The organism is Ruegeria sp. AM4, assembly GCF_056540665.1.
Genome location: NZ_JBQFXD010000006.1, coordinates 165,992 through 190,036 on the forward strand (window position 1 = coordinate 165,992; position 24,045 = coordinate 190,036).

A 24,045-nucleotide genomic window follows, 5' to 3' on the forward strand; every position below is an offset into this window, starting at 1 on the left:
CCCCATGCATATAGCCCCCTTCGACAACCAGCAGGCCCCTATCGTTGACGTGGATGACGCACATGTTCCGCTGGTCTATTTCAACATCGTCAAACTGAAAGCCGGAGAGCATTTCGACTATCGCGTCGCGGGGTATGAAACCTGCATTGTTCCCGCGACGGGCACGGTCACCGTGGAAACGGCGGGTGAAACCTATGCCGACATTGGCAACCGGGGTGCCGATGTCTGGGATGGCGAACCCGAAGGGGTCTATGTTCCCACTGACACCGGTGCGCGGATCACCGCGCGAACTGATACCGAGGTGTTCATCGCCGGGGCAAAGTTTGCCGAAACGCTCACACCCTTCGCTGTGCGACAGGCCGAGTTGGACCTTGTCCAATACGGCTCTGACGACACCAAAACCCACCGCAAGATCAAGCATATCCTTGGCGCGGCGCATCATGATCGCGTCGGACGTCTGTTGGTTAGCGAGTTGTTCACAGTCGGTGCGGGCGGATGGTCCGGCTTTCCCAGTCACAAACACGACACGGACCGTTTACCCGAAGAAAGCCGTCACGACGAATGCTACAACTTCCGGTTCAAGCCGAACTACGGCTCGGGGCTGCAGATGCTTCAACGGGTCGATAACGAGCCGGGGGATGCCTATCACATCGTCGATGGTTCAACGATCCTGATCGACAAGGGCTATCACCCCTGCTGCGTTCTGCCGGGATATGAAATGTACTATTTCACGATCCTAGGCGGGCAAAGCCAGCGCAGTCTGAAACAGTATTTCCAGCCCACTCATGCCGAGCAATTGCACACCATCCCCGGCATCATGGACATGGTGGCCAAGTTCAAATGACATTGGCGACACTTTCTGAGGTTCTTCGGCCCGCGATGGCCGGAGGCTATGCCGTTCCCGGATTGGTTTGTCTGGGTTGGGAGGACATGCGCGCCTTTGCGATGGCTGCACAGGCTGAACGCGCACCCGTTATCCTGCAGGCCGGTCCATCCTGCCGGGCGCATACGCCGCTGCCGGTTCTGGGGGCAATGTTCCGCAACCTGGCCGCATCTGTCGACGTGCCGGTGGTCGCGCATCTGGATCACGGCTACACGCTGGATGAATGCCGCGAGGCGCGGGATGCGGGCTTTACCTCGCTCATGTATGACGGGTCGCAAAAGCCCCTGCAGCAGAATATCGAGGAAACCGCCACCGTCGCGCAGATCGCGGCCGAGGCCGGTATCTCCTGCGAAGGTGAGATCGGCTTTGTTGGCTATTCCGGAGGTAAAGCGTCCGCTGGCACCGATCCGGACGAGGCCGCCAAATTTGCCCGCGAAAGCGGCGTCGATGCGATGGCCATATCGGTCGGCAACGTGCACCTGCAACAAAACAAAGAAGGTGGTCTGGACGTAGACCGCATCCGCGCCATCGAGGCAAAGACGGACATCCCGCTGGTCATCCATGGTGGGTCAGGCGTGCCGCTGACCCAGCGCGGCGAATTGTCGGCTCATTCGAAGATCTGCAAGTTCAATATCGGTACCGAACTGCGAATGGCCTTTGGTGCAGCGCTCAGGCAGGCGGTTTTGGCCGATCCAGATCGTTTTGATCGCGTGACGATCCTGAAGGACACCCATGACCCGGTTGAAGCCGCTGCCCGCACCGTCATTCAGGGTTTGGGAGCCTCGGGACGCGCCTAGGGTCAGCCGCCCGGCGCACCGGCTTGAAAAGTCAATCGCAGCCCAATAGGGTCCAGTCGAGCCGCGCTGCCAATGCATGGCACGACACGGATATGTTTTCCCGACCCACTGTGCAGAAAAGACCGCTCAATGCCCCTGACCGCCAAACAACGGGTCCGTTGTAAATCAAAAATTGAACCGTGGCGTACCACCATGACGAAAGAACCAGTCTCGGGCACTCCGACTGTGATCTTTTCAATCCCCCTGATCTCGCGCGACAGGGCGCGAAACTGGACGCAGGTCTGCGCCAATCTCGACCGCACAATCGACACCCTGCGCAGACAGACCAATCCAAACTGGAAAGCCATCATCTGCTGCCAATCCCAACCCGACGGGATCGACTTCGATGACCGGGTTCTGTTCTTGCCATTCCACGAACAAGTCGAAGGCAACGACAACCACCAAAAACGCAGGGCGATCACGCAGCATTGCAATGAAACGCAATCAGGTGACATCTATCTGTTCAAACTGGATGCGGACGATTTTGTCCATCCAGCGCTTGTAGGGCACATGATCGATACACGTGCGCCCGAAGGGTATCTGCTGGATCGTGGTTATATGTTCGACACCACCTCGCACAGGATCGCACCGCTGAACCGCGCGTCAAAAGAAGCGATACGTGCGCAGGAAGGCCCGTTGGGGATGGCGCTGATTCCCAGACGCGTAAACGACCTGTTTCACCGGATCACGGGCCGGAATCTGGCCAAATTCCCGCCCCGCCTGTCCAAAATGCGCGACTTCGGGTCGACATGCGGCTCCTGTGTCGCGTGGCGATACCGTTGCGGCGGCGAAAACAGCGCGAACGTCGCCATGCCCGAGGTCAATCACACGCTTATCCTTTCCGCCAATCAGGAAGAACTGATGCGCCTGAGCCCCGTACCATTCAACGCCATGGTCTACGTGGTTGGTCATGGTGAGAATATTCAGGAAACAAAAGGGCGTATGCCCTACAAAATCAGATACATAGACGAATTCGCGTTACCCGAACGCGAGGCGCAGCACGTGCTTGCCGAATTTGGCCTTGCATAGCCAAGCCGCTTCTATTGCAAACCGCTAGACGCGCACGCAGGACCAAAGTCTGCCGCGCACGCAACTCATTGCACCCAAAGTCAGTTGAATTATGGGATCAATCCTACCTAAGGCGCCAAGTACAGCGAATTGACCGAGGTCTGTCGACACGGTTTTTTCAGACGCTACGGGAAAGCCCCAATTACGTGATGTGATGAGATTCGCTATCTTGGCTTTAACGGAACACTTTCTCAGGTCCGTGTACCCCCTTGAGAGAGAGGGGCTGGCTAAGACCCCCTCGTCCAGCCCCTCGCACCACCTTTCACTCTCGATCATTTGTGAGACAGTGGATTTCTCCCCTGCTGCCAGCGCTCGGCAGCCGCCAATAGTGTAGCACAAAAACCCGCCAAAATCTCCCCGCTAAAAATGGGGGGTAAGTGCATGAAATGGTGAAACGATCACGGAAGAATTGTATCCCGTGGTGCGGCGCTCCCCTCCGCCCAGAGATAGCTCGGACAGGGGGGGCTGATCCGGATCCGCGCCAGATTCCTTACTGCCCTAACACCATCAGGCCCGAGCCGAGGCGATTCGTCCGCTATGTACCCGAAGCGTCCTGAAGCGCCCGATCCAGACCCGTTGCGACCTGATCGACATCTTCAAGCGTCAGACACAAGGGTGGCACCATGCGCAGACAGGACTGGAACGGTCCGGATTTCGACAGGATGATCCCTTGCGCTCGGCAGGATTCGAACACCTCAGTGGTTGTATCCTTGTCCGGTGTCTTGGCGTCGCGGTCGCTGACGAACTCGATGGCCAGCATCAGACCCTTGCCGCGCACATCGCCGATCGCTTCGTACTTGTCTTTCAGATCATGCAAACGCTCGAGCAGCGCTGCACCGACGGTTTGCGCGTTCTGTTGCAAACCCTCGTCCCGCATCACAGCCAAAACGGCGCGGGCTGCTGCGGCTGAGGTCGGGTTTGCCCCATAGGTATGGAACATGAACTTTTCGGCCATGGGCTCGGCAATATGTTTTCTGGCGACCACGGCACCGATTGGAAAGCCATTCCCCAACCCTTTGGCCATCACAACGATGTCGGGCACAACGCCGTCTGCCTCGAACCCCCAGAAGTTGGCACCGGTGCGACCAAACCCCGATTGCACTTCGTCCGCGATATAGAGACCCCCGGCTGCGCGAACACGGTCCGCAGCGCCGGACATATAGCCGGGCGGCATTTCGATGATGCCGCCATAGCCCTGAACGCTTTCGACGAACATTCCAGCGACCTTGCCGGACGTTGCCGAGGCAATCGTGCGGTCAATTTCGTCGAGATAGGGCTGGGTGCCGGCGCCAAATATCCCGCGATACTGGTTCGGTTCGGCGACGAAGGCGACATTCCCGGGCATACCCGGATGGCGCCAGCCCGATATGCCGGTGATCGACTGCGCCGCAGCTGTTGGACCGTGATAGGCAGTGCGCAGAGCCAGCAGGTCCAGATTACCGGTATAGGTGCGCGCCATGGTCATGGCGAGATCAACCGCTTCGGACCCCGAATTGGTCAGGTGCACCACCCAGTCATGACCTTTTGGCATCGTCGCCGCCAGCTCTTCAGCCAGATGGGCGGGCGTCGGATGGTAGAACATCGTTGTGCAATGAGTCAGCTCCTGCGCCTGCGCAATCGCGGCTTCGACCACGCGCGGGTGCGAATGCCCGACCGAGATGCAGACGTTCATACCCAACAAATCCGTGTATTGCTGCCCGTCGCTGTCCCACAGATATTGCCCCCGGCCCTTTTGGAACACGATCGGCTCTCTGAACGGAGTGAACCGGGTCAGCGAGGCGGCATAAAACTGGTCTCGACGCGCAGCGGTGCTGTCAAAGTTCCAATCGGTGTGCAGAGGATGCTCGGTCATGTGGAGGCTCCGGGTTTCATACGCGTGTTGTCGGGGTCGAATGGTGGCTCTGGCAGGATGGTCGCGCGGCGCATCTCGCCCAGTATTGATACGGTCAGCGGGTCGCGCGCCGTGGGGTCGCGCAAATAGGCCCAAGCCAATACCTTGCCGGTCCGATGACCATAGGCCCCAGAGGTGACGATCCCGACAGCTTTGTGCGATTGCCATACCGTATGGGCATAGAACGGGTCGACCTCGCCGGCATCGATCTCGAGAAGAACCATGTCCCACGCATTTTCACGGACAAGACCCTGCCGCAGCTCGGGACGGACAAAGGCGGTCAACCCGGCCTCTAACGGGCTGCGTTCGGTGGTCAGGTCGCTGCCCCATCCACGATAGGCTTTTTCCAGCCGCATCGAATTGGCAGCATAGGCCCCATAGTAGCCGAGCCCAAACGGGCGCGCGCAATCTTCCAAAAACCTGAACAGTTGGGCAGCGTCGCGTGCCGGTACATGCAACTCCCACCCAGCCTCACCGATATATGAGACGCGCAGCGCACGGACGGCAGTACCGGCAATTTCCGCGTCGCGGGTCGTTAGCCAACCCATGTCAGACAGGCTGGGCAATACCTCGGGTGCTTTCGGGCCCATCACACCAATGACCGCATAGTCCTCGGTGACATTCGCAATCTCAACGTCAAAACCCGCCGCACATCGACGTAGCAGGTCGAGGTCAATCTCCTCGGCCGCAGTGGCGGAATTCATGTAGGCCCGCTCGGGCGACAGACGGGTGACAGTGAATTCCGACAAAACCCCACCCGCTGGCGTCAAAGCGTGGGTCAAACCAACCCGGCCCGGCCCCGGTGCGCGGTTCGCGCCAAGGTTTTCGAGAAACGCGGTGACGTCCGGGCCGGTCACCTCGAACTTTGAAAACACCGACAGATCGGCCAGGGCGACACGGTTTGTCGCCGCATCGACTTCGGCTGCGACGCGGTCGAACCAGTTGGCCCGGCGGAAGGTTTCATCCCCCGTTGTGTCCGGGCCGTCCGCAAACCAGTTGGGGCGTTCCCAACCGTGCGCGGCACCCATGACCGCGCCGCGCTCGATCATCAGATCATGCAGCGGAGAAAAGCGCAGGCCGCGCCCGGCGGGGCGTTCCTCGTGCGGGTAATGCACACCGAATTGCAGACCGAAACATTCGATGGCTTTTTCGACGCGATAGCCTCGATCCGCCCAAGCGCCAAAGCGTCGGCTATCGACTGCCAGCGCGTCCATCGGTGGCGCACCGTGGGTCATCCAATGGGACAGAAACCAGCCCGCGCCCCCGCCTTCCATCACGCCCATCGAGGACCCGGTCAAAAGCCAGGCGTTTTCGAACCCATGCGCCGGACCAATCAGCGGGTTCGCATCAGGAGTGAAGGTGATCGGACCGTTGATCACGGATTTTACGCCACCGGTTTCCAGCGCTGGGATACGCTCCATGGCGGCCATGATGATATGTTCGACCCGGTCCAGATCGGGCGGCATCAGATCGGCCCCAAACTCGGGCGGCACACCATCGACAGACCAGACCTGCGCCTCTTTTTCATAGGGACCCAGGATCAATCCATCGCGTTCCTGCCGAACGTACCAGCTCTCTTCCGGGTCGCGGATGATGGGCAGTTCCGGCAGACCTTGAGCAATGCGCTCATTCACCGCGCCAACCGTGTCCGTCACCAGGTATTGGTGCAGCACCGGGACCGAGGGGATGTTTAGCCCCATCATCTTCCCAATCTCCCATCCCCATGTCCCGGCTGCGTTCACGATGTGCGTGGTCGTCACTTCACCTTTCGGCGTCTCGACCACCCAGTGCGCGCCATCGCGGCGGAGGCCCACGACCGGGCAGTTGCGCCAGACCTGCGCGCCGTACCGGCGGGCGACTTCGGCCATCGCCTGAGTTGCAAGTGTGGGATCCACATGGCCGTCGTCAGGCTCGTAGATGCCGCCAATCAACCCGTCTAACCTGGCCAGCGGATGCAACTCAGCAATGCGCTGGGGTGTCAGGATCTCCAGCGGGTAGCCGGTGAATTCAGACAGCCCGGCCACATGACGGAATTCGTCCATCCGGTCCGGGTTGCGCGTGATCCGCATGGCGCCTGAGCGATGAAAGCCACAATCCCGACCGGTCTCTTCCGGCAGAATGTCCCGATAGAGGCGCACCGACGCTGCGCGGAGTTCCTGAATGGTCGGGCTATGGGCGAAATGCGTACACAAACCAGCTGCGTGCCAGGTCGAGCCATGTGTCAGGTCGTTCTTTTCCACCAAAAGAACGTCGGACCATCCCGCCTTGGTCAGGTGGTACATCAGCGACACGCCCATGGCCCCGCCGCCGATGATGACGACCTGCACTTGCGTCATTTGCGCATCCTTTCGTTCTTGGGGTCATAGGGCGCGCGGCGCAGCGGATGTGCCGCATAATCCTGCCCGGCAACGCGGATTGTGAATTTTCGTTCGCAGGTTTCGTCCAGGGTCTCACCCAACCGGGTCGAGACAAGTGCAAAACACAAGTTCAGCCCGGTGCGCGGGCCGCGCGCGCCCGAGGTAGTGTAACCGATGTGCGTCTCGACTTCGAAAACCGGCTCATCATGCAACAGCAGGGGGTCGCCTTCGACTTGCAACAGGATCAGGCGTTGTTGGACGCCGTGGTCCCGTTTTCTGGCAAGGGCGTCTTTGCCGACAAATTCCTTGCTCCAATCGATGGTGAAGCCAAGCCCGGCCTCGATCGGGGTAATCTTTGGGCCAATATCGTGCCCCCAGTGCCGGAACCCTTTTTCGATGCGGCACCCGTCCAGTGCAAAGTGACCCAGCGGGCGCGCACCGGTTGCACAGAGCATTGCAAAAACCTCGGGTGCGACCGCGTTGGGGATTGTCAGTTCCCAACCATATTCGCCAACAAAACTGATGCGCGTGGCGCGAATGTCGTTTTGGCCGTGTGTCAGAGTTTGAACACGCCCCAAAGGAACAGCGGACCAAGACGTCGCCGGGAACGCTCTGGACAGCGTGCTTGCCGCGCCAGCCCCCATGACGCCTACGGTACAATAGTCTTCGGTCACGTCGCCAAGGTGCAAGGTTCCGGGCAAATGGCGGCGCAAATACGCCAGATCACGGGCCCGCGTGGCCGCCCCGGACGTGAGGTGGAAGTGCTGCGGGCCAAGCCGGGAAATGGTGACGTCCATCTCGATCCCGGCGTCAGGGTTCAGTACTTGCGTGTAGATGGCGCGCCCGTCAGGGATATCCAGCTGTGCCGTGCAAATCCGGTTCAACGCGGCGCAGGCCCCCTCCCCGCGAATGTCGATCTTGGTAAATGGGCTCAGGTCAATCAGGGCCGTGCCATCGGCCATAACCGCTGCCTCGGCCTGCGCATTCGGCCACCACCTCTGAGCGGCCACCGAATAGGCATATTCGTCGCCGTACCAAAGGCCCCTCTCCCACCCGGCGGTCTGGCCGAATTGCGCGCCCAGCTTTGCCCACTGCCCATGCAGCGCCGAGGTTCGTAGACCCCGCCCTGCGCCGGGCTGTTTATACGGCCAATGCAACGCAAAAAGGTCGGCTACGGCCTCGTTCATGCGCGCAGCCATGTGGCGGGGCGCTGCGGTTGCAGGATCAACACGGGCCACATCGACCTCCCACATGTCCATCGGCGGCGTGCCATCCCGCATCCAATCCGCCAGCGCACGGCCGATCCCGGCCGACGACATGATGCCAACGGAGTTCATCCCTGCCGCTACAAAAAGCCCGTCGACAACCGTCTCTCCGACCAGTGGGCGTGTGTCTGCAGTAAAGCTTTCGGGGCCATTCATAAAATGCTGGATGCCAACTGTTTCGAGCGCGGGGCAAAGCGCCAGCGCCGCCTCCATGAAGGGGGCGAACTGGTCCCAATCCTCTGCCATCTCAAGAAAGGCGCGATTGCCTTCGGGGCCATAGGGGTCCCAGCATTTTGCGTTGGGCTCGAACCCGCCAATGACCAGCTTGCCTGCATCCCCCTTGATATAGATACCCCGATCCAGGTCACGGATGAAGGGAAACGGGTCAGGCAAGTCGGGAATTGGTTCAGTGACCACATACATATGCTCGACTGCCTGCAAGGGCAGCGCGACACCTGCGGTCGCCGCCAGTTCGCGCGACCACGCACCGGTTGTGATGACAACCTGATCGGCCTCGATCACCGTGCCATCGGCAAGCGACACGCCGCTAACACGGTTGCCCCGGGTCAGGATGCGCTCGACCTGAACGCCTTCCCTAAGCGTGACCCCACGATCCCTGGCCCCGCGCGCGTAGGCCATGCACAGATCAACAGGATTGACGTTGGCATCTTCGGGCACATGCAACGCGCCGACATGCGAGCTTAGATCCAGCATGGATACAGGCACATCCCCGGCGGCGATGACCTTGGGTGTCAGGCCCTGCGTTGCGCCCAGATCCGCAATGCGATGCAACTCGTCCAGTCGGGCAGTTTCGCGCGCCAGCCAATAGCCGCCGGTACGCTTGTACCCGGTGGACATGCCCGTTTCTGCCTCAAGCTGCGGAAAGACCTCTAGCGCGGCTGAGGCAAGGCGGGTCATATTCGGCGTCGCCCTGAGCGGCCCGACGATGCCAGCCGCATGCCACGAGGTGCCCGAGGTCAACTGATTGCGCTCTAGCAGCGTCACGTCGTCTGCGCCGCGCTTGGCAAGGTGGTAGGCTAGGCTCAGCCCGATGGCACCGCCGCCGATGATGAGAATTCGCGCCATCAGAAATAGTCCTGATCCGGCTTTTCGGATTTGCGTTGCGCGATGTAGTCCTGAAGGGCTGCATCAATGTCGGGGTCAAGGCCAGGGTCCTGATAATCCGCCAGTTGCTGTTTCCAGATCGCCTGCGCCCTTTGGGCCGCGTCCTGCGCTCCGCCCGCGTGCCATTGCTCGAACGAGTTGTCATCGGGGGTCCAGGGCCGGAACAGCGCAGACATGAAGTTGGCCTGTGTATGCTCGGACCCAAGAAAGTGCTGCCCCGGTCCGGTGCTTGCAATCGCCTCCATGGCCTGTGCGTTCTCGCTCATGTCGATGCCATCGAAGAACCGGCCCACCTTGCCGCACAGATCGTGGTCGATGATGGTTTTTTCGAACGAGGTCACCAGACCGCCCTCAAGCCATCCGGTGGCGTGGTTGATCAGATTGGCCCCCGCGAACATGGACATCAACAAGCCCCATGCCGCCTCTTGCTGGCATTGCGCATCCGGCAGTTTCGATGCGCTGAGCGTACCGACCGTATGCAGCGGCACCCCCAATCTGCGGGCCAGTTGACCTGCCGCCAGAACCATCAACCCGGCCTCAGGCGTTCCAAAGGTCGGCGCGCCGGATTTCATCGACATGGTCGAGGCAAAACTGCCCATCAGACAGGGTGCGCCGGGGTTGACCAACTGAGTCAAAGTCATCGCAGCCATGGTCTCGGCCAGAACCTGCGCCAAGGTGCCTGCGACCGTGGCCGGTGACATGGCTCCGGTCAGAACCCAGGGCGTGCAGGCAACCGGCTGACCTGCCCGCGCATAAGTCTTGAGCGCGCCAGACATGTGGCTGTCCATCACCAAGGGGGCGTTGGTGTTGGACACGCAATACAGCACCGGATTGCTGGCCACGAACTCGGCACCAAATAGGATACGCGCCATATCGATGGCATGCCCCGCGCGCTCGGCGCCGATAAAGGCCCCCATAAAAGCGCGGTCCGAATGGCGGATATGGGCATACAACATGTCCAGATGCCGTTTGTTCGCGGGCAGGTCGACCGGTTCGCACACCACTCCGCCCGAATGGTGCAACCACGGCAACGTATGGTGCAGCTTTACCAGATCCGTGAAATCGGCGTAGGACGCGTACCGCCGTCCACGATCCAGATCATGAACAAACGGCGGTCCCCAGGCCGGACACAAGACCGAAGCATCTCCGCCAAGCTGCACGTTATTCGCCGGATTACGCGCGTGCTGGGTGAACTGCGCCGGGGCGGTCGCTGTAATCGTCTTTCGACAGAACCCTGGAGCAAAGCGGATACGGGTGCCGTCCACATCGCATCCCGCGCGCGCAAAGATGCCGAGTATCTCCGGGTCGTCAGGAAACTCCATCCCCGTCTCGGCTAGGATGGTGTCTGCATTTGCCTCGATCTGCTCGAGCCCGGCCTGGCTGAGTACGTTGAAGGTGGACAGTTTGCGCAGGATGAACGGCGCCCGAGGCTCGCTGGCGATGCGATCCGCAACGCCTTTGCGTCGCCTCTGGGTACGGGTCCGTGTCATGGGCAAAGTCTTGCAACGGGACTTGACGCACACCAAGAAAATTCGATTAGTATAATCGAAAATTATACTATGGATCATCCCGTGCTCGACAGCCGAACCCTGTCCCCCGGCCTCATTCGCTCGTTAGAGGTCTTTGTCGCGGTCGCAGAAACCGGTCAAATGCGATCCGGCGCGAAAATGCTGAACATATCGCAACCCGCAGCGTCCCAGCATATCGCGTCACTTGAAAAAGCCTTTGGCGCTGTGCTTCTCGATCGCGGTTCGCGTCCGGCAAAGCTGACCTATGCTGGCGCGCGATTGCATGGAAAAGCGCAAAAGATTCTTGATGCCCTGTCGGATATGGAGACCGAACTTCGCCATGTGGGGCAGAAGTCCCTGTCGCTGCTGCGGGTCGGCATTCAAGCCTCGGTCGCGACGACACTGACGCCACCCTTAATCGAACTGGCGCAGACCAAATTTGGGGTCGAAGACATCACCTTGCATGCCGGGCAAAGCGGAAATCACGAACACCTGCTGCGCACCAAACAGGCGGATCTCGCCATCACGTCGAACCCGTTTCTCGACATGGATGGTCTAGAACGTCACCACATCCTGACCGAAAAATACCTGCTGGTCCTGCCGCTGGGTTTCGATGGCCCCACCACCAGCCTCGACGCAATTCAGGAGCGACTGCCGCTTGTCCGATTTGGCGATACGACAAATGCAGGGCGCCAGATTGCCCAGCATCTGCGCCGCCTCAGGTTCGAACCGGAAAAGGTCATTCAGGCTGATCGTTCCAGCATGGTGACATCTTGCGTGGCGGCGGGGCAAGGGTTCAGCCTGCTAACGCCAACCCTGCTGATCGACGGCTTGGTCGAGAACATGCACCTCAAATTGACGCAATTGCCGATTGCCGGGCTTTCCAGAACCCTGACAGTTGTGGCGCGCGAGGGTGAGTTGCAGAGCCTGCCCAAAAGCGTGGCCCGTCTGGCCAAAGACACCCTGAACAATCGCATAGAAGCCTTCGTGGGACCTGTTGGCTCGGCCAGTGTCGATCTTCTCTGATCCGCCACAGCCAAGACGCCATGCAACAAAAAAAGGGCACCCATTGGGGTGCCCTTTCTGTCGCATCATTCGCGGGTGCGAATTATTCGATGATTTTCGACACAACGCCGGCGCCGACGGTGCGGCCGCCTTCGCGGATCGCGAAACGCAGGCCGTTTTCCATCGCGATCGGCGCGATCAGCTCAACGCCGAACGACACGTTGTCGCCGGGCATGACCATCTCGGTGCCTTCGGCCAGGGTCACGGTGCCGGTCACGTCCGTCGTACGGAAGTAGAACTGCGGACGGTAGTTCGCGAAGAACGGGGTGTGACGACCGCCTTCTTCCTTGGTCAGGATATAGGCTTCGGCTTCGAACTTGGTGTGCGGGGTCACCGAACCCGGCTTACACAGAACCTGGCCACGCTCAACGCCGTCACGATCCACACCACGCAGCAGGGCGCCGATGTTGTCGCCTGCTTCACCGCGGTCCAGCAGCTTGCGGAACATCTCAACACCGGTGCAGGTGGTTTTGCTGGTGTCGCGGATGCCGACGATTTCGATCTCGTCGCCAACGTTGATCACGCCACGCTCGACACGGCCGGTCACAACGGTACCACGGCCCGAGATCGAGAACACGTCTTCGATCGGCATCAGGAACGGCTGGTCAACAGCACGCTCGGGGGTGTCGATGTAGTCATCAACAGCCGCCATCAGTTCCTTGATCTTCTCTTCGCCGATTTCCGGGTTGTTGCCTTCCATCGCGGCCAGAGCCGATCCTGCGATGATCGGAATATCGTCGCCGGGGTATTCGTAGCTGGACAGCAGTTCGCGAACTTCCATCTCAACCAGTTCCAGCAGCTCTTCGTCGTCAACCTGATCCACTTTGTTCAGGAACACGACCATCTTCGGGATGCCAACCTGGCGGCCCAGCAGGATGTGCTCACGCGTCTGCGGCATCGGGCCGTCAGCAGCGTTCACAACCAGGATCGCGCCGTCCATCTGCGCCGCACCGGTGATCATGTTCTTGACGTAGTCGGCGTGGCCGGGGCAGTCGACGTGCGCGTAGTGGCGGTTGTCGGTCTCGTATTCCACGTGGGCGGTCGAGATGGTGATGCCGCGCGCTTTCTCTTCCGGCGCACCGTCAATCTGGTCATACGCTTTGAAGTCACCAAAATACTTGGTGATTGCTGCGGTCAGCGTCGTCTTGCCGTGGTCAACGTGGCCAATCGTGCCGATGTTGACGTGCGGTTTTGTACGCTCAAACTTTTCCTTTGCCATGATGGCCTCCTTTGTCGGTAATGAAGGGAGCCCGCTAATCGAGCTCCCTCAAATCTTCGCTTATGCGTATTTCGCCTGGATCTCGTCCGAGATGTTCTGCGGAACCGGATCGTAGTGGTCGAACTGCATGGTGAACTGGGCACGGCCCGACGACATCGAACGCAGGGTGTTGATGTAGCCGAACATGTTCGCCAGCGGAACGAACGCGTCAATCGCGATCGCGTTGCCGCGCGGTTCCTGACCAGACACCTGGCCACGACGCGAGGTCAGGTCGCCGATGATACCGCCGGTATATTCTTCCGGGGTGATCACTTCGACCTTCATGATCGGTTCCAGCAGCTTCGCGCCAGCTTTGCGCATGCCTTCGCGCATGCACATCCGCGATGCGATTTCGAACGCCAGAACGCTCGAGTCAACGTCGTGGAACTTACCGTCCAGCAGGGCAACCTTGAAGTCGATCACGGGGAAGCCAGCCAGCGGGCCGCTATCCATGACCGAATTGATGCCTTTTTCAACACCGGGGATGTATTCCTTCGGAACGGCACCACCAACGATGCGGCTTTCGAACGAATAGCCCTCGCCCGCTTCGGTCGGCTGGATCTCCAGCTTAACTTCCGCGAACTGACCCGAACCACCCGACTGTTTCTTGTGGGTGTAGGTGTGTTCAACCGGCATCGAGATGGTTTCGCGATAGGCCACCTGCGGTGCACCGATGTTCGCTTCAACCTTGAACTCGCGCTTCAGGCGGTCAACCAGGATGTCCAGGTGAAGTTCGCCCATGCCCTTCATGATGGTCTGACCCGATTCCAGGTCGGTTTCCACACGGAAGGACGGGTCTTCGGCGGCCAGACGGGCCAGACCCTGGGACATCTTCTCTTGGTCGCCCTTGGTTTTGGGCTCAACCGCGATCTCGATCACCGGATCGGGGAAGGTCATGGTTTCCAGAACCACCGGATCCTTCGCGTCACACAGGGTGTCACCGGTGGTCGTGTCTTTCAGACCCGCCAGCGCGATGATGTCGCCTGCAAACGCTTCTTCGATCTCTTCCCGGTTGTTCGAGTGCATCATCATCATACGACCGATGCGCTCTTTTTTACCTTTGGTCGAGTTCAGGATCGAGTCACCCTTGTTCATGGTGCCCGAGTAGATCCGGGTGAAGGTCAGCGAGCCAACGAAGGGGTCGTTCATGATTTTGAACGCCAGACCCGAGAAGGCCATGTCGTCGTCTGCACGACGTGCGATGTCGCGAACTTCTTCCTCGTCGCCGGGTTTGAAGCCCATGTAATCAACAACGTCCAGCGGGCTGGGCAGATAGTCGATCACAGCGTTGAGCAGCGGCTGAACGCCTTTGTTCTTGAACGCAGACCCACCCAGAACCGGAACGAACGCGATCTCCAGAGTACCTTTGCGCAGCAGGGCGCGCAGGGTCGGAACGTCGGGCTCATTGCCTTCCAGGTATTCCATCATCGCGTCGTCGTCCATTTCGACGGCCGCTTCGATCATCTTGCCGCGCCATTCGTCAGCCATGTCTTTCAGGCTGTCGCGGATCGGAGCTTTGATCCAGCTTGCGCCCAGATCTTCGCCCTGCCACAGCCACTCTTCCATGGTGACCAGGTCGATCAGACCTTCCAGCTCGGACTCGGCGCCGATCGGAATGCCAACCGGAACAGCGCGTGCGCCAGTGCGGTCTTCGATCATGTTGACGCAGTTGAAGAAGTCTGCGCCGATCTTGTCCATCTTGTTGACGAAAACCATACGCGGAACCTTGTAGCGGTCAGCCTGACGCCACACGGTTTCGGTCTGAGGCTCAACACCGGCGTTTGCGTCCAGAACGCAGACGGCACCGTCGAGAACCGCCAGCGAGCGTTCGACTTCGATGGTGAAGTCAACGTGGCCGGGGGTGTCGATGATGTTCAGGCGGTGCTTGGGGGTATCGGCGGTCTGACCGTCTTCGGTGCGTTCCCAGAAGGTGGTGGTCGCAGCCGAAGTGATGGTGATGCCGCGTTCCTGCTCCTGCTCCATCCAGTCCATGGTGGCTGCACCATCGTGCACCTCACCGATGTTGTGGGATTTACCAGTGTAATACAGGATACGCTCCGAGCAGGTGGTCTTACCTGCATCGATATGCGCCATGATACCGAAGTTACGGTATAGTTCGAGAGGATATTCGCGTGACATGTGTCTAAGCCTCTGGGATTACCAACGATAATGGCTGAAGGCTTTGTTCGCCTCGGCCATCTTGTGGGTGTCTTCGCGTTTCTTGACGGCAGTACCGCGGGACTGAACGGCGTCCAGCAGCTCGCCTGCAAGGCGCTCTTCCATGGTGTTTTCGTTGCGGCCACGGGCAGCGGTGATCAGCCAGCGGATGGCCAGAGCTTCGCGGCGCTCGGGGCGGACTTCGACCGGAACCTGATAGGTTGCACCACCAACCCGGCGCGAGCGAACCTCGACCGACGGTTTGATGTTGTCGAGCGCTTCGTGGAACACTTCGACAGGAGCGCGCTTGATCTTGGTCTCAACGCGGTCAAACGCGTTGTAAACGATGCGCTCTGCGACCGACTTCTTGCCGTCGATCATCAGGTTGTTCATGAATTTGGTCAGTACCTTGTCGCCAAATTTGGCGTCAGGCAGGACTTCGCGTTTTTCGGCGGCGTGACGACGTGACATATCAGCCTCTCCTTCTTACTTGGGACGCTTCGCGCCGTATTTCGAACGGCGTTGCTTACGGTCTTTGACGCCCTGAGTATCCAGAACACCGCGCAGGATGTGGTAACGCACACCGGGAAGGTCTTTCACACGGCCGCCACGGATCAGAACAACCGAGTGTTCCTGCAGGTTGTGGCTTTCACCGGGGATGTACGAGATGACCTCGAACCCGTTGGTCAGGCGCACCTTGGCAACCTTACGCATAGCCGAGTTCGGCTTTTTCGGTGTGGTGGTATACACGCGGGTGCAGACGCCACGTTTCTGCGGGCACTGCTCCAGGTGCATGGACTTCGAGCGTTTTACTTTGGGCTGCCGCGGTTTGCGGATCAGCTGTTGAATAGTTGGCATTCCGGTTTCTTCCCCGTTTTGCAACACACATGACATGCACGCGGGTTGCGTGCGGTTAAACTTCGCTGCGCTCATGCGTCCACAAGCGCAAAACCCACGAGCGCTCCCATTCCGAGGTGAACGTCGCGGTTGGTTATCAGAGGGCGCGAACTGCAAAATTGTCCGGGCCTTGACCAGTTCATTACTGGAATCGGTTTTGGGGCGGCCCCCGGCACCGAGATGACGCGCGTATAGGGGGAGTCGGCCCAAGTGTCAACAGCACAGCCCCAAATGTGCTCTGCCGGCCGAATTACGCTGTGTTATCAGCCCTCGCACGTCATTTCCAGGGTTTGCGCGCGTTGCGGCCCATCCCTCACGCGGGCATAGTCTGCGGACCACGAAACGCAACGGATGCACCATGCAAGTCATCGGCCTGTGCCGCTTTTCCTACCCAGCCATCGGAGGCTTTCAGGTCGAGCACGACACGATCGAGGATCGCCGCCGCTACCTCTATGCGACCGAACGGCTGGAGGAACGTTTCCGGCTTTTTGAAACCATCACGCTGCCCGGTTTGCGCGCGCAATCGGACGGCGCTTTCGATTTCGTCATCGTAATCGGGGATTGCCTGCCGAAAGACGCGAATGACCGGTTGAACGATCTGATCGCAGGAACGCCTCAGGTCCGGATCATGACCCAAGCGCCGGGTGAACACCGCGCGGTGATGAAGTCCGTTCTGAACAAGGCCCGCCACGATCACGCCCGCCCCTGCCTGCAATTCCGACTGGACGATGACGACGGCGTTGCGGTGGATTTTGTTGAAAGGCTGCGAACGGCTGTGGACGATTGCGCAGGGCTGGCCAACGCAAACGAGACGGTCGCGATTGACTTCAACCACGGCTATCTGGCCGAGATCAAGGCCGGTGATGTCAGCGCGGCACCTCTATTCCGACCTCTGATCACCGCTGGGTTGGGCATGTATGTGGCTGCCGGATGTGACCTGACGATCATGAACTTCGCGCACCAGCGGATGGGGCGGTTCATGCCGGTTGTCACCTACCCGGACGCACCGATGTGGGTACGTACGCTGAACGGTTTCAACGACTCTCCCAAAGCCCGCAAAGGCAAGCAGACACTCAAGGCACTGACCCGCGACCAGAGGGCCGTATTTGCCGAACGGTTTGGGATTGACGCCGAAGCGATCCGCCAGATCTATTCCGACGTTTGAACCGCCCGCTCGCGGAAGAGCGTGAATAGCCCTGCACCAACGACCAGCGCCGCGCCTGTCATCGTAACCGAATCCGGCCAGTCGCCGAATACAAGCCACCCCAGCGCCAGCGCCCAGATCAGGCTGGAGTATCGGAACGGAGCGACAAAGCCGACCTCTCCTACGCGCATAACCATGACGCTGAACACATAGCCCATCAGCACGAACACGGCGGCGGAACCCAACATCAGGCCAGACATCGCCGGGACCGGCACCCAACCTTCGGACACAGATGCTACAGCAGCGGTCACGGTGATCGAAAAGGATGTGGCCAGCGTCACCACCATGGATGGCACCTCGGGCGACATGCGGCGGGTGATCAGATCGCGGACCGTGACTGAAACAACCGCAACCAGGGCGTAAATCGCAAATATGCTGAACCCGTCCGGACCGGGCCTGACGATCAGCAACATACCCGCGAACCCCATTCCGATCGCCAACATCCGTCGCCAGCCGATGTGCTCACCAAAAAACAAGGCTGCGCCCAGCGTCACGGTCAAGGGCAGCACCTGCAGCACAGCGGTGACATTCGCCAAAGGCATATGCATCAGCGCGGTCAGGAAAAAGAAAGTTGCAGAAAGTTCCGCCAGACATCGCCACGCGATCAACCACTTGTCATGACGCGAAAAATTCAGATGAAGCGCACCCAGATGCCGGGCCAGAAGGTAAATCAGGCAAGTGGCCAACGCCCCACGCATGGCTACCAATTGAAACAGGGGCATATTCTGACCGACAATTTTGACAAGCGCATCATTGACGGTAAATGCCGCCATGCTCCCCATCATCAAGAATGCCCCGCGCATATTAGGTGTCATAACCCACCTGCACAGACTTAAACCAACATCATGCCATTGGCCCGAAAGCCGTGCGGTTTGTCAATGAAGCAAAAGGCCGGGCGTCGGACAACCGGCCTTGGTCGCCCTCAGACACCAACCCGACTCAAGTTCCAATGCTTCGTGGTGGACCCATCGCAGGTATCGTTTTGGAGGTGCCGAAAATGGGCATTCGCCGTAACAAAGCTAAGGCTTACCGAAGCGTCGTCGGCTCAAACGGCGGGGACTGAAAACGCAACTCGCGGTACGCGGTTGATAAAGACAGCAACGAGAAAGGACCGAGGCTGCTCGGAAAACAACATAGGCAAGACAATAGGCACGCGGGAATTGGCATCCGGACGCCAAATCAGTGGCTGCTCAGCCAAGATTGCTGCCATTTACATTCATACTTTGGATGCTAGTTGGTTTTACTGCTTGTCATGATTGAACGGCCCCACAACAGGTCGCGGACACAGCGTCAAGCATGGGGGTCAGTAAGCGCCTAGGGGTTGAGATTTTTGGAGACACAATTGACACGTATTTTTGCACCACTTTCCATCCTAGCCGCCCTGCTAGCCGGACCGTCAACTGCGCATGAACGGTTTGCTTTGGTAATTGGGAATGCCGGGTACACCAGTGTCCCAGCGCTCGACAATCCGGTAAACGATGCGCGCTTGATCAGCGCTGAACTGCAAGGTGCTGGCTTTTCAGTCACGACGCTGACAGATGCGAACCGCGCAGAAATGATGCGAGAAGTTGAGACTTTTGCCAGCGAGGTCCGCGCAGCGGGCTCTGAGGCGCTGGCTGTGTTTTACTTCGCAGGTCATGGTGTGCGTAGTGACGAATTCAACTATCTTCTTCCGCTAGGCGTAAATATTCGGGCCGAGGCTGACATTGCGGGTGAAGCAGTTCCAGCGGAATGGATATTGGATCGCATTCACACGCCACAGGCAGTTAGCGTCATGATCTTGGACGCTTGCCGCGACAATCCATTTGACAGTCAGTCAGACGTGATCGTCGATGTGGGCGACGGGCTTGCGCGTATGACGGCACGCCCGAACAACCTGATCGCCTACGCAACAGGACCCGGCGAAGTTGCACTGGATGGGACTGGAAGCAACAGCCCCTACACAGCGGCGATCGCGCGCACGATTGCGGCCTCTGGCCTGTCGCTGGAGCAAATGTTCGAGCAGGTGCGATCAGATGTGATCAGCGAAACAAATGGCGTCCAGTCCCCGTGGGCGCGGTCGTCGCTGAACATAAGGATTGGCATGAAGGACCCTGCAATGAATTGACAGGGGTCAGCCTGATAGCAGCCTCGTTGACGGGCTAACGAGTGTAGCAGCGAGCAATTTGGGCCCATTGAATTCATCAGGGTTGGACAACGCTCCGCAGCAAATCCTCATTTGAAGCTCGTCCACAAAAAAAGGCCCCGCGAATTTGCGGGGCCTGTTCTTTGGGTTTGGTGCGATTTTATTCGCGGCTTTCCGGGGTTTCCACCAGAACGTCAAGCTCGTCACCGACCATGTCGTCGTCGATCATCGGCGCGGCCAGGGCAGCGGCGGCTTCGGCCTCTTCCCGGCGGGCTTCGATCACGACGTTGTCGCGCGACTGGGCGACCTGACGCACAGCCTGCGTGGCTCCGCCGGTACCGGCCGGAATCAGACGGCCGACGATGACGTTCTCTTTCAGGCCCACCAGCTTGTCCTTCTTACCCTGAACCGAAGCCTCGGTCAGAACGCGGGTGGTTTCCTGGAACGACGCTGCCGAGATGAACGAACGCGTCTGCAGCGAGGCTTTGGTGATCCCCAAGAGGATCGGCTCGCCCTGAGCCGGACGTCCGCCACGCTCGAGGGTCTTCTCGTTGGCCGCGTCGAACTCTTGCTTGTCGACATGCTCGCCTTTCAGCAGGGTGGTGTCGCCTGAATCCAGGATCTCCCACTTCTGCAGCATCTGGCGCACGATAACCTCGATGTGCTTGTCGTTGATCTTCACGCCCTGCAGACGGTACACGTCCTGCACTTCGTCAATCATGTAATCCGCCAGCGCTTCGACACCCATGATGGACAGGATGTCATGCGGAGCCGGGTTACCGTCCATCAGGTATTCACCCTTCTGGATGAAGTCCCCTTCGGCGACCGGGATGTGCTTGCCCTTGGGAACCATGTACTCGATGGTCTCCATGGACTCGTCAGCCGGTTCGATGCTGATGCGGCGCTTGTTCTTGTAGTCGCGGCCAAAGCGCACGTAACCATCGGCTTCGGCGATGATCGCGTGATCTTTCGGACGACGGGCTTCGAACAGTTCGGCCACACGTGGCAGACCACCGGTGATGTCCTTGGTCTTGGCACCTTCACGCGGGATACGTGCAACAACGTCACCGGCTTCGATGGTCTGACCATCTTCGACCGACAGGATGGCATCAACCGACATCGGATAGTGAACCGGGTTGCCCGCATCGTTGCGGACCGGCTCGCCATCTTCACCGACCAGAATGATCTCGGGCTTGAGGTCGCTGCCTTTGGGCGCGGCGCGCCAGTCGATCACGATCTTCTGGGTCATACCGGTTGCATCGTCGGTTTCATCCCGGACGGCGAGGCCCGAGACCAGATCGACATATTTCGCGGTACCGGCTTTCTCGGCGATGATCGGCAGGGTGTAGGGATCCCATTCGAACAGCTTGTCGCCACGGGCCACCTTGGTGCCGTCCTTGACGAACAGCTTGGAGCCATAGCCCAGCTTGTGGCTGGCACGCTCTTCACCATGCTCGTCCTTGATCACCAGCTTCATGTTCCGACCCATGACCAGGCTTTCGCCTGCGGCATTGACCAGAATCTGCGGGTTCTCGAAGGAAACGACACCTTCCTGGCTGGCTTCCTGGAACGACTGCTGACCACCTTGCGCAACACCACCGATGTGGAAGGTCCGCATCGTCAGCTGTGTACCGGGTTCACCGATGGACTGCGCAGCAATGATGCCGACAGCCTCACCTGTGTTCACCATGGTACCGCGTGCAAGGTCACGACCGTAGCAGGTTGCACAAACACCTTCCTCGGACTCACAGGTCAGAGGCGAGCGGATGCGCATCGACGCAACACCGGCCTCATCAATGGTGTCCGCCATGCGTTCGTCGATCAGCTGACCGGCTGCGACGATCACCTCATCTGTACCCGGACGCAGTACATCGTCTGCGGCCACACGACCCAGCACACGTTCGGCCAGCGAGGCGACAACCTCACCGTCGTTTACGGCAGCTTCGGCAGTGATCGCACGCTCGGTGCCACAGTCGATCTCACGAACGATGCAGTCCTGCGCCACGTCCACCAGACGGCGGGTCAGGTAACCCGAGTTCGCCGTCTTCAGAGCGGTATCCGACAGACCCTTACGGGCACCGTGGGTCGAGTTGAAGTACTCGAGAACCGTCAGACCTTCTTTAAAGTTCGAGATGATCGGCGTCTCGATGATGTCACCGTTCGGCTTGGCCATCAGGCCGCGCATTCCGCCCAGCTGTTTCATCTGAGTGACCGAGCCACGCGCGCCCGAGTGGGCCATCATGTAGACCGAGTTCGGTTCCTGCTCAGACCCGTCCTCTGCCCGATCCGACGACGAAATCGTCGACATCATGGCTTCGGTGACGCGGTCGTTACACTTCGACCAGGCATCGACAACTTTGTTGTACTTTTCACCCTGGGTGATCAGGCCGTCCATGTACTGTTGTTCAAAGTCTTTCACCTGACGGCGGGTGTCATCGACGATGCCCCACTTGTCATCTGGAATGACCATGTCGTCCTTGCCGAACGAGATGCCCGCCTTGAACGCCTCTTTGAAGCCCATCGACATGATCTGGTCGCAGAAGATGACCGACTCTTTCTGGCCGCAATAGCGGTAGACGGTGTCGATGACCTGCTGCACTTCTTTCTTCCGCAGCAGGCGGTTGACCAGCTCGAACGGCGCCTTGTTGTTCATCGGCAGCAAGGCACCCAGACGCAGACGGCCCGGAGTGGTTTCATAACGCTTCTGAACTTCGTTGCCTTCGTCGTCGATCTGCGTGATCCGCGCGGTGATCTTGGTGTGCAAATGCACTTCACCGGCGTCCAGCGCGTGCTGAACTTCTTCGATCGAACCAAAGACCTTGCCTTCGCCGGGCATGCCTTCGCGTTCCAGGGTCACATAGTACAGACCCAGGATCATATCCTGCGACGGAACGATGATCGGAGCGCCGTTTGCAGGCGACAGAACGTTGTTCGTCGACATCATCAGAACACGGGCTTCCAGCTGCGCTTCAAGGCTCAGCGGGACGTGAACGGCCATCTGGTCACCGTCGAAGTCAGCGTTAAAGGCCGAACAGACCAGCGGGTGCAGCTGAATCGCCTTACCTTCGATCAGAACCGGTTCGAACGCCTGAATCCCAAGACGGTGCAGTGTCGGCGCACGGTTCAGCATGACAGGGTGTTCGCGGATCACCTCGTCGAGGATATCCCACACTTCGGGGCGCTCTTTCTCGACCAGTTTCTTCGCCTGTTTCACGGTCGAAGACAGACCCTTGGCTTCAAGGCGCGAGTAGATGAACGGCTTGAACAGTTCCAGCGCCATCTTCTTGGGCAAACCACACTGGTGCAGCTTGAGTTCCGGACCGGTCACGATGACCGAACGGCCCGAGAAGTCGACGCGTTTCCCCAGAAGGTTCTGACGGAAGCGGCCTTGCTTACCCTTCAGCATGTCCGACAGCGATTTCAGCGGGCGCTTGTTGGCACCGGTGATCACGCGGCCACGACGGCCGTTGTCGAACAGAGCGTCAACGGATTCCTGCAACATCCGCTTTTCGTTGCGGACGATGATGTCAGGTGCGCGCAGTTCGATCAGACGCTTCAGACGGTTGTTCCGGTTGATGACGCGGCGATACAGATCGTTCAGATCCGAAGTCGCAAAACGACCACCATCCAGCGGAACCAGCGGACGCAGTTCTGGCGGAATGACCGGGATCACGGTCATGACCATCCACTCAGGCCGGTTGCCCGACTCGAGGAAGGATTCAACAACTTTCAGACGCTTGATGATCTTCTTGGGCTTCAGCTCGCCTGTTGCTTCGGCCAGATCAGCGCGCAGCTGCTCGGCTTCGGCTTCCAGATCGATCTGTGCCAGCATCTCACGGATGGCTTCAGCACCGATGTTCGCAGTGAACGCGTCCATGCCATAAGCATCCTGCGCGTCCATGTACTCTTCTTCGGTCAGCATCTGGCCGTAGGTCAGGTCGGTCAGACCGGGCTCGATAACGACATAGTTTTCAAAGTACAGCACGCGTTCCAGATCGCGCAGCGTCATGTCCAGCATCAGACCGATGCGGGACGGCAGCGATTTCAGGAACCAGATATGCGCAACAGGCGCGGCCAGTTCGATATGGCCCATACGCTCGCGGCGGACTTTCTGCAGGGTGACTTCCACGCCACACTTTTCGCAGACAACGCCGCGATACTTCATCCGCTTATATTTGCCGCACAGACATTCGTAATCTTTGATCGGGCCAAAGATACGCGCGCAGAACAGACCGTCACGCTCGGGCTTGAACGTCCGGTAGTTGATGGTTTCGGGTTTCTTGATCTCGCCATAGGACCAAGACAGAATCCGCTCGGGCGACGCCAGCGAGACCTTGATCTCGTCGAAAACCTTCGGGGGCGTCAGCGGGTTGAACGGGTTGTTGGTGATTTCCTGGTTCATTTGT

16 protein-coding genes are annotated in these 24,045 nt (G+C 59.3%); 6 read left to right on the forward strand and 10 right to left on the reverse strand.

What is annotated here, in order from left to right; genetic code table 11:
• Positions 1 to 4: 4 nt before the first annotated feature.
• The 3 genes from ACR0JA_RS13760 (at position 5) to ACR0JA_RS13770 (ending at position 2,748) form a co-directional block, all read left to right on the forward strand.
• A complete protein-coding gene (locus ACR0JA_RS13760; RefSeq protein ID WP_480575655.1) occupies positions 5 to 844 on the forward strand; it encodes a 5-deoxy-glucuronate isomerase in 840 nt (279 codons plus the stop codon).
• Positions 841 to 1,680 carry a class II fructose-bisphosphate aldolase gene (locus tag ACR0JA_RS13765; RefSeq protein WP_480575658.1) on the forward strand — a complete coding sequence of 280 codons (840 nt, stop codon included), beginning with the start codon at positions 841 to 843 and terminating at the stop codon, positions 1,678 to 1,680. The genes ACR0JA_RS13760 and ACR0JA_RS13765 overlap by 4 nt, the downstream gene beginning before the upstream one ends.
• A 192-nt stretch (positions 1,681 to 1,872) precedes the next feature.
• Positions 1,873 to 2,748 carry a glycosyltransferase family A protein gene (locus ACR0JA_RS13770; protein ID WP_480575661.1) on the forward strand — a complete coding sequence of 292 codons (876 nt, stop codon included), beginning with the start codon at positions 1,873 to 1,875 and terminating at the stop codon, positions 2,746 to 2,748.
• 574 nt (positions 2,749 to 3,322) lie between these two features.
• Here the strand turns inward: ACR0JA_RS13770 and ACR0JA_RS13775 are convergent.
• From ACR0JA_RS13775 to ACR0JA_RS13790, 4 genes are read right to left on the reverse strand one after another with little or no spacing between them, the layout of a single operon-like run.
• Complete coding sequence (locus ACR0JA_RS13775; RefSeq protein ID WP_480575663.1) at positions 3,323 to 4,639, reverse strand: aspartate aminotransferase family protein; 1,317 nt, start codon at positions 4,637 to 4,639, stop codon at positions 3,323 to 3,325.
• Positions 4,636 to 7,014: a GcvT family protein gene (locus ACR0JA_RS13780; protein ID WP_480575666.1), complete on the reverse strand. Its 2,379-nt coding sequence runs from the start codon at positions 7,012 to 7,014 to the stop codon at positions 4,636 to 4,638. The genes ACR0JA_RS13775 and ACR0JA_RS13780 overlap by 4 nt, the downstream gene beginning before the upstream one ends.
• Complete coding sequence (locus tag ACR0JA_RS13785; RefSeq protein ID WP_480575669.1) at positions 7,011 to 9,386, reverse strand: GcvT family protein; 2,376 nt, start codon at positions 9,384 to 9,386, stop codon at positions 7,011 to 7,013. The genes ACR0JA_RS13780 and ACR0JA_RS13785 overlap by 4 nt, the downstream gene beginning before the upstream one ends.
• A complete protein-coding gene (locus tag ACR0JA_RS13790) occupies positions 9,386 to 10,915 on the reverse strand; it encodes a trimethylamine methyltransferase family protein (RefSeq protein ID WP_480575672.1) in 1,530 nt (509 codons plus the stop codon). The genes ACR0JA_RS13785 and ACR0JA_RS13790 overlap by 1 nt, the downstream gene beginning before the upstream one ends.
• A 69-nt stretch (positions 10,916 to 10,984) precedes the next feature.
• Here ACR0JA_RS13790 and ACR0JA_RS13795 point away from each other — a divergent pair, with 69 nt between their 5' ends.
• On the forward strand, positions 10,985 to 11,959 hold the full coding sequence (locus ACR0JA_RS13795) for a LysR family transcriptional regulator (protein ID WP_480575675.1): 975 nt from the start codon (positions 10,985 to 10,987) through the stop codon (positions 11,957 to 11,959).
• A gap of 82 nt (positions 11,960 to 12,041) precedes the next feature.
• Here the strand turns inward: ACR0JA_RS13795 and tuf are convergent, their stop codons facing one another.
• From tuf to rpsL, 4 genes are read right to left on the reverse strand one after another with little or no spacing between them, the layout of a single operon-like run.
• Entirely contained in the window at positions 12,042 to 13,217 is a 1,176-nt protein-coding gene (tuf, locus tag ACR0JA_RS13800) for an elongation factor Tu (RefSeq protein ID WP_480575288.1), read from the reverse strand.
• 60 nt (positions 13,218 to 13,277) lie between these two features.
• Positions 13,278 to 15,395 (reverse strand): elongation factor G, encoded by a 2,118-nt coding sequence (gene fusA, locus ACR0JA_RS13805; RefSeq protein ID WP_480575678.1) that lies wholly within the window; start codon positions 15,393 to 15,395, stop codon positions 13,278 to 13,280.
• Between the two features lie 18 nt (positions 15,396 to 15,413).
• The gene (gene rpsG / locus ACR0JA_RS13810) at positions 15,414 to 15,884 is read right to left on the reverse strand and encodes a 30S ribosomal protein S7 (protein WP_170446863.1); all 471 of its coding nucleotides are present in this window, start codon (positions 15,882 to 15,884) and stop codon (positions 15,414 to 15,416) included.
• 15 nt (positions 15,885 to 15,899) lie between these two features.
• The gene (gene rpsL / locus ACR0JA_RS13815; RefSeq protein WP_005621086.1) at positions 15,900 to 16,271 is read right to left on the reverse strand and encodes a 30S ribosomal protein S12; all 372 of its coding nucleotides are present in this window, start codon (positions 16,269 to 16,271) and stop codon (positions 15,900 to 15,902) included.
• Positions 16,272 to 16,668: 397 nt separating this feature from the next.
• On the opposite strand from rpsL, the gene ACR0JA_RS13820 reads away from it, so the two are divergent.
• Positions 16,669 to 17,475 (forward strand): putative rhamnosyl transferase, encoded by an 807-nt coding sequence (locus ACR0JA_RS13820; RefSeq protein WP_480575681.1) that lies wholly within the window; start codon positions 16,669 to 16,671, stop codon positions 17,473 to 17,475.
• On the opposite strand, the gene ACR0JA_RS13825 is transcribed toward ACR0JA_RS13820, so the two are convergent.
• Complete coding sequence (locus tag ACR0JA_RS13825; RefSeq protein WP_480575684.1) at positions 17,460 to 18,329, reverse strand: DMT family transporter; 870 nt, start codon at positions 18,327 to 18,329, stop codon at positions 17,460 to 17,462. The genes ACR0JA_RS13820 and ACR0JA_RS13825 overlap by 16 nt on opposite strands.
• 527 nt (positions 18,330 to 18,856) lie before the next feature.
• Here ACR0JA_RS13825 and ACR0JA_RS13830 point away from each other — a divergent pair.
• On the forward strand, positions 18,857 to 19,621 hold the full coding sequence (locus ACR0JA_RS13830) for a caspase family protein (protein ID WP_480575687.1): 765 nt from the start codon (positions 18,857 to 18,859) through the stop codon (positions 19,619 to 19,621).
• 178 nt (positions 19,622 to 19,799) lie between these two features.
• Here the strand turns inward: ACR0JA_RS13830 and rpoC are convergent, their stop codons facing one another.
• A complete protein-coding gene (rpoC, locus tag ACR0JA_RS13835) occupies positions 19,800 to 24,041 on the reverse strand; it encodes a DNA-directed RNA polymerase subunit beta' (RefSeq protein ID WP_480575690.1) in 4,242 nt (1,413 codons plus the stop codon).
• Between the last annotated feature and the right edge of the window lie 4 nt (positions 24,042 to 24,045).

Bases quoted from the DNA above. Each gene is read 5' to 3' on its own strand.
- ACR0JA_RS13760 (WP_480575655.1), top strand. From the start codon at position 5: ATGCATATAGCCCCCTTCGACAACCAGCAGGCCCCTATCGTTGACGTG.
- ACR0JA_RS13765 (WP_480575658.1), top strand. From the start codon at position 841: ATGACATTGGCGACACTTTCTGAGGTTCTTCGGCCCGCGATGGCCGGA.
- ACR0JA_RS13770 (WP_480575661.1), top strand. From the start codon at position 1,873: ATGACGAAAGAACCAGTCTCGGGCACTCCGACTGTGATCTTTTCAATC.
- ACR0JA_RS13775 (WP_480575663.1), bottom strand. From the start codon at position 4,639: ATGACCGAGCATCCTCTGCACACCGATTGGAACTTTGACAGCACCGCT.
- ACR0JA_RS13780 (WP_480575666.1), bottom strand. From the start codon at position 7,014: ATGACGCAAGTGCAGGTCGTCATCATCGGCGGCGGGGCCATGGGCGTG.
- ACR0JA_RS13785 (WP_480575669.1), bottom strand. From the start codon at position 9,386: ATGGCGCGAATTCTCATCATCGGCGGCGGTGCCATCGGGCTGAGCCTA.
- ACR0JA_RS13790 (WP_480575672.1), bottom strand. From the start codon at position 10,915: ATGACACGGACCCGTACCCAGAGGCGACGCAAAGGCGTTGCGGATCGC.
- ACR0JA_RS13795 (WP_480575675.1), top strand. From the start codon at position 10,985: ATGGATCATCCCGTGCTCGACAGCCGAACCCTGTCCCCCGGCCTCATT.
- tuf (WP_480575288.1), bottom strand. From the start codon at position 13,217: ATGGCAAAGGAAAAGTTTGAGCGTACAAAACCGCACGTCAACATCGGC.
- fusA (WP_480575678.1), bottom strand. From the start codon at position 15,395: ATGTCACGCGAATATCCTCTCGAACTATACCGTAACTTCGGTATCATG.
- rpsG (WP_170446863.1), bottom strand. From the start codon at position 15,884: ATGTCACGTCGTCACGCCGCCGAAAAACGCGAAGTCCTGCCTGACGCC.
- rpsL (WP_005621086.1), bottom strand. From the start codon at position 16,271: ATGCCAACTATTCAACAGCTGATCCGCAAACCGCGGCAGCCCAAAGTA.
- ACR0JA_RS13820 (WP_480575681.1), top strand. From the start codon at position 16,669: ATGCAAGTCATCGGCCTGTGCCGCTTTTCCTACCCAGCCATCGGAGGC.
- ACR0JA_RS13825 (WP_480575684.1), bottom strand. From the start codon at position 18,329: ATGACACCTAATATGCGCGGGGCATTCTTGATGATGGGGAGCATGGCG.
- rpoC (WP_480575690.1), bottom strand. From the start codon at position 24,041: ATGAACCAGGAAATCACCAACAACCCGTTCAACCCGCTGACGCCCCCG.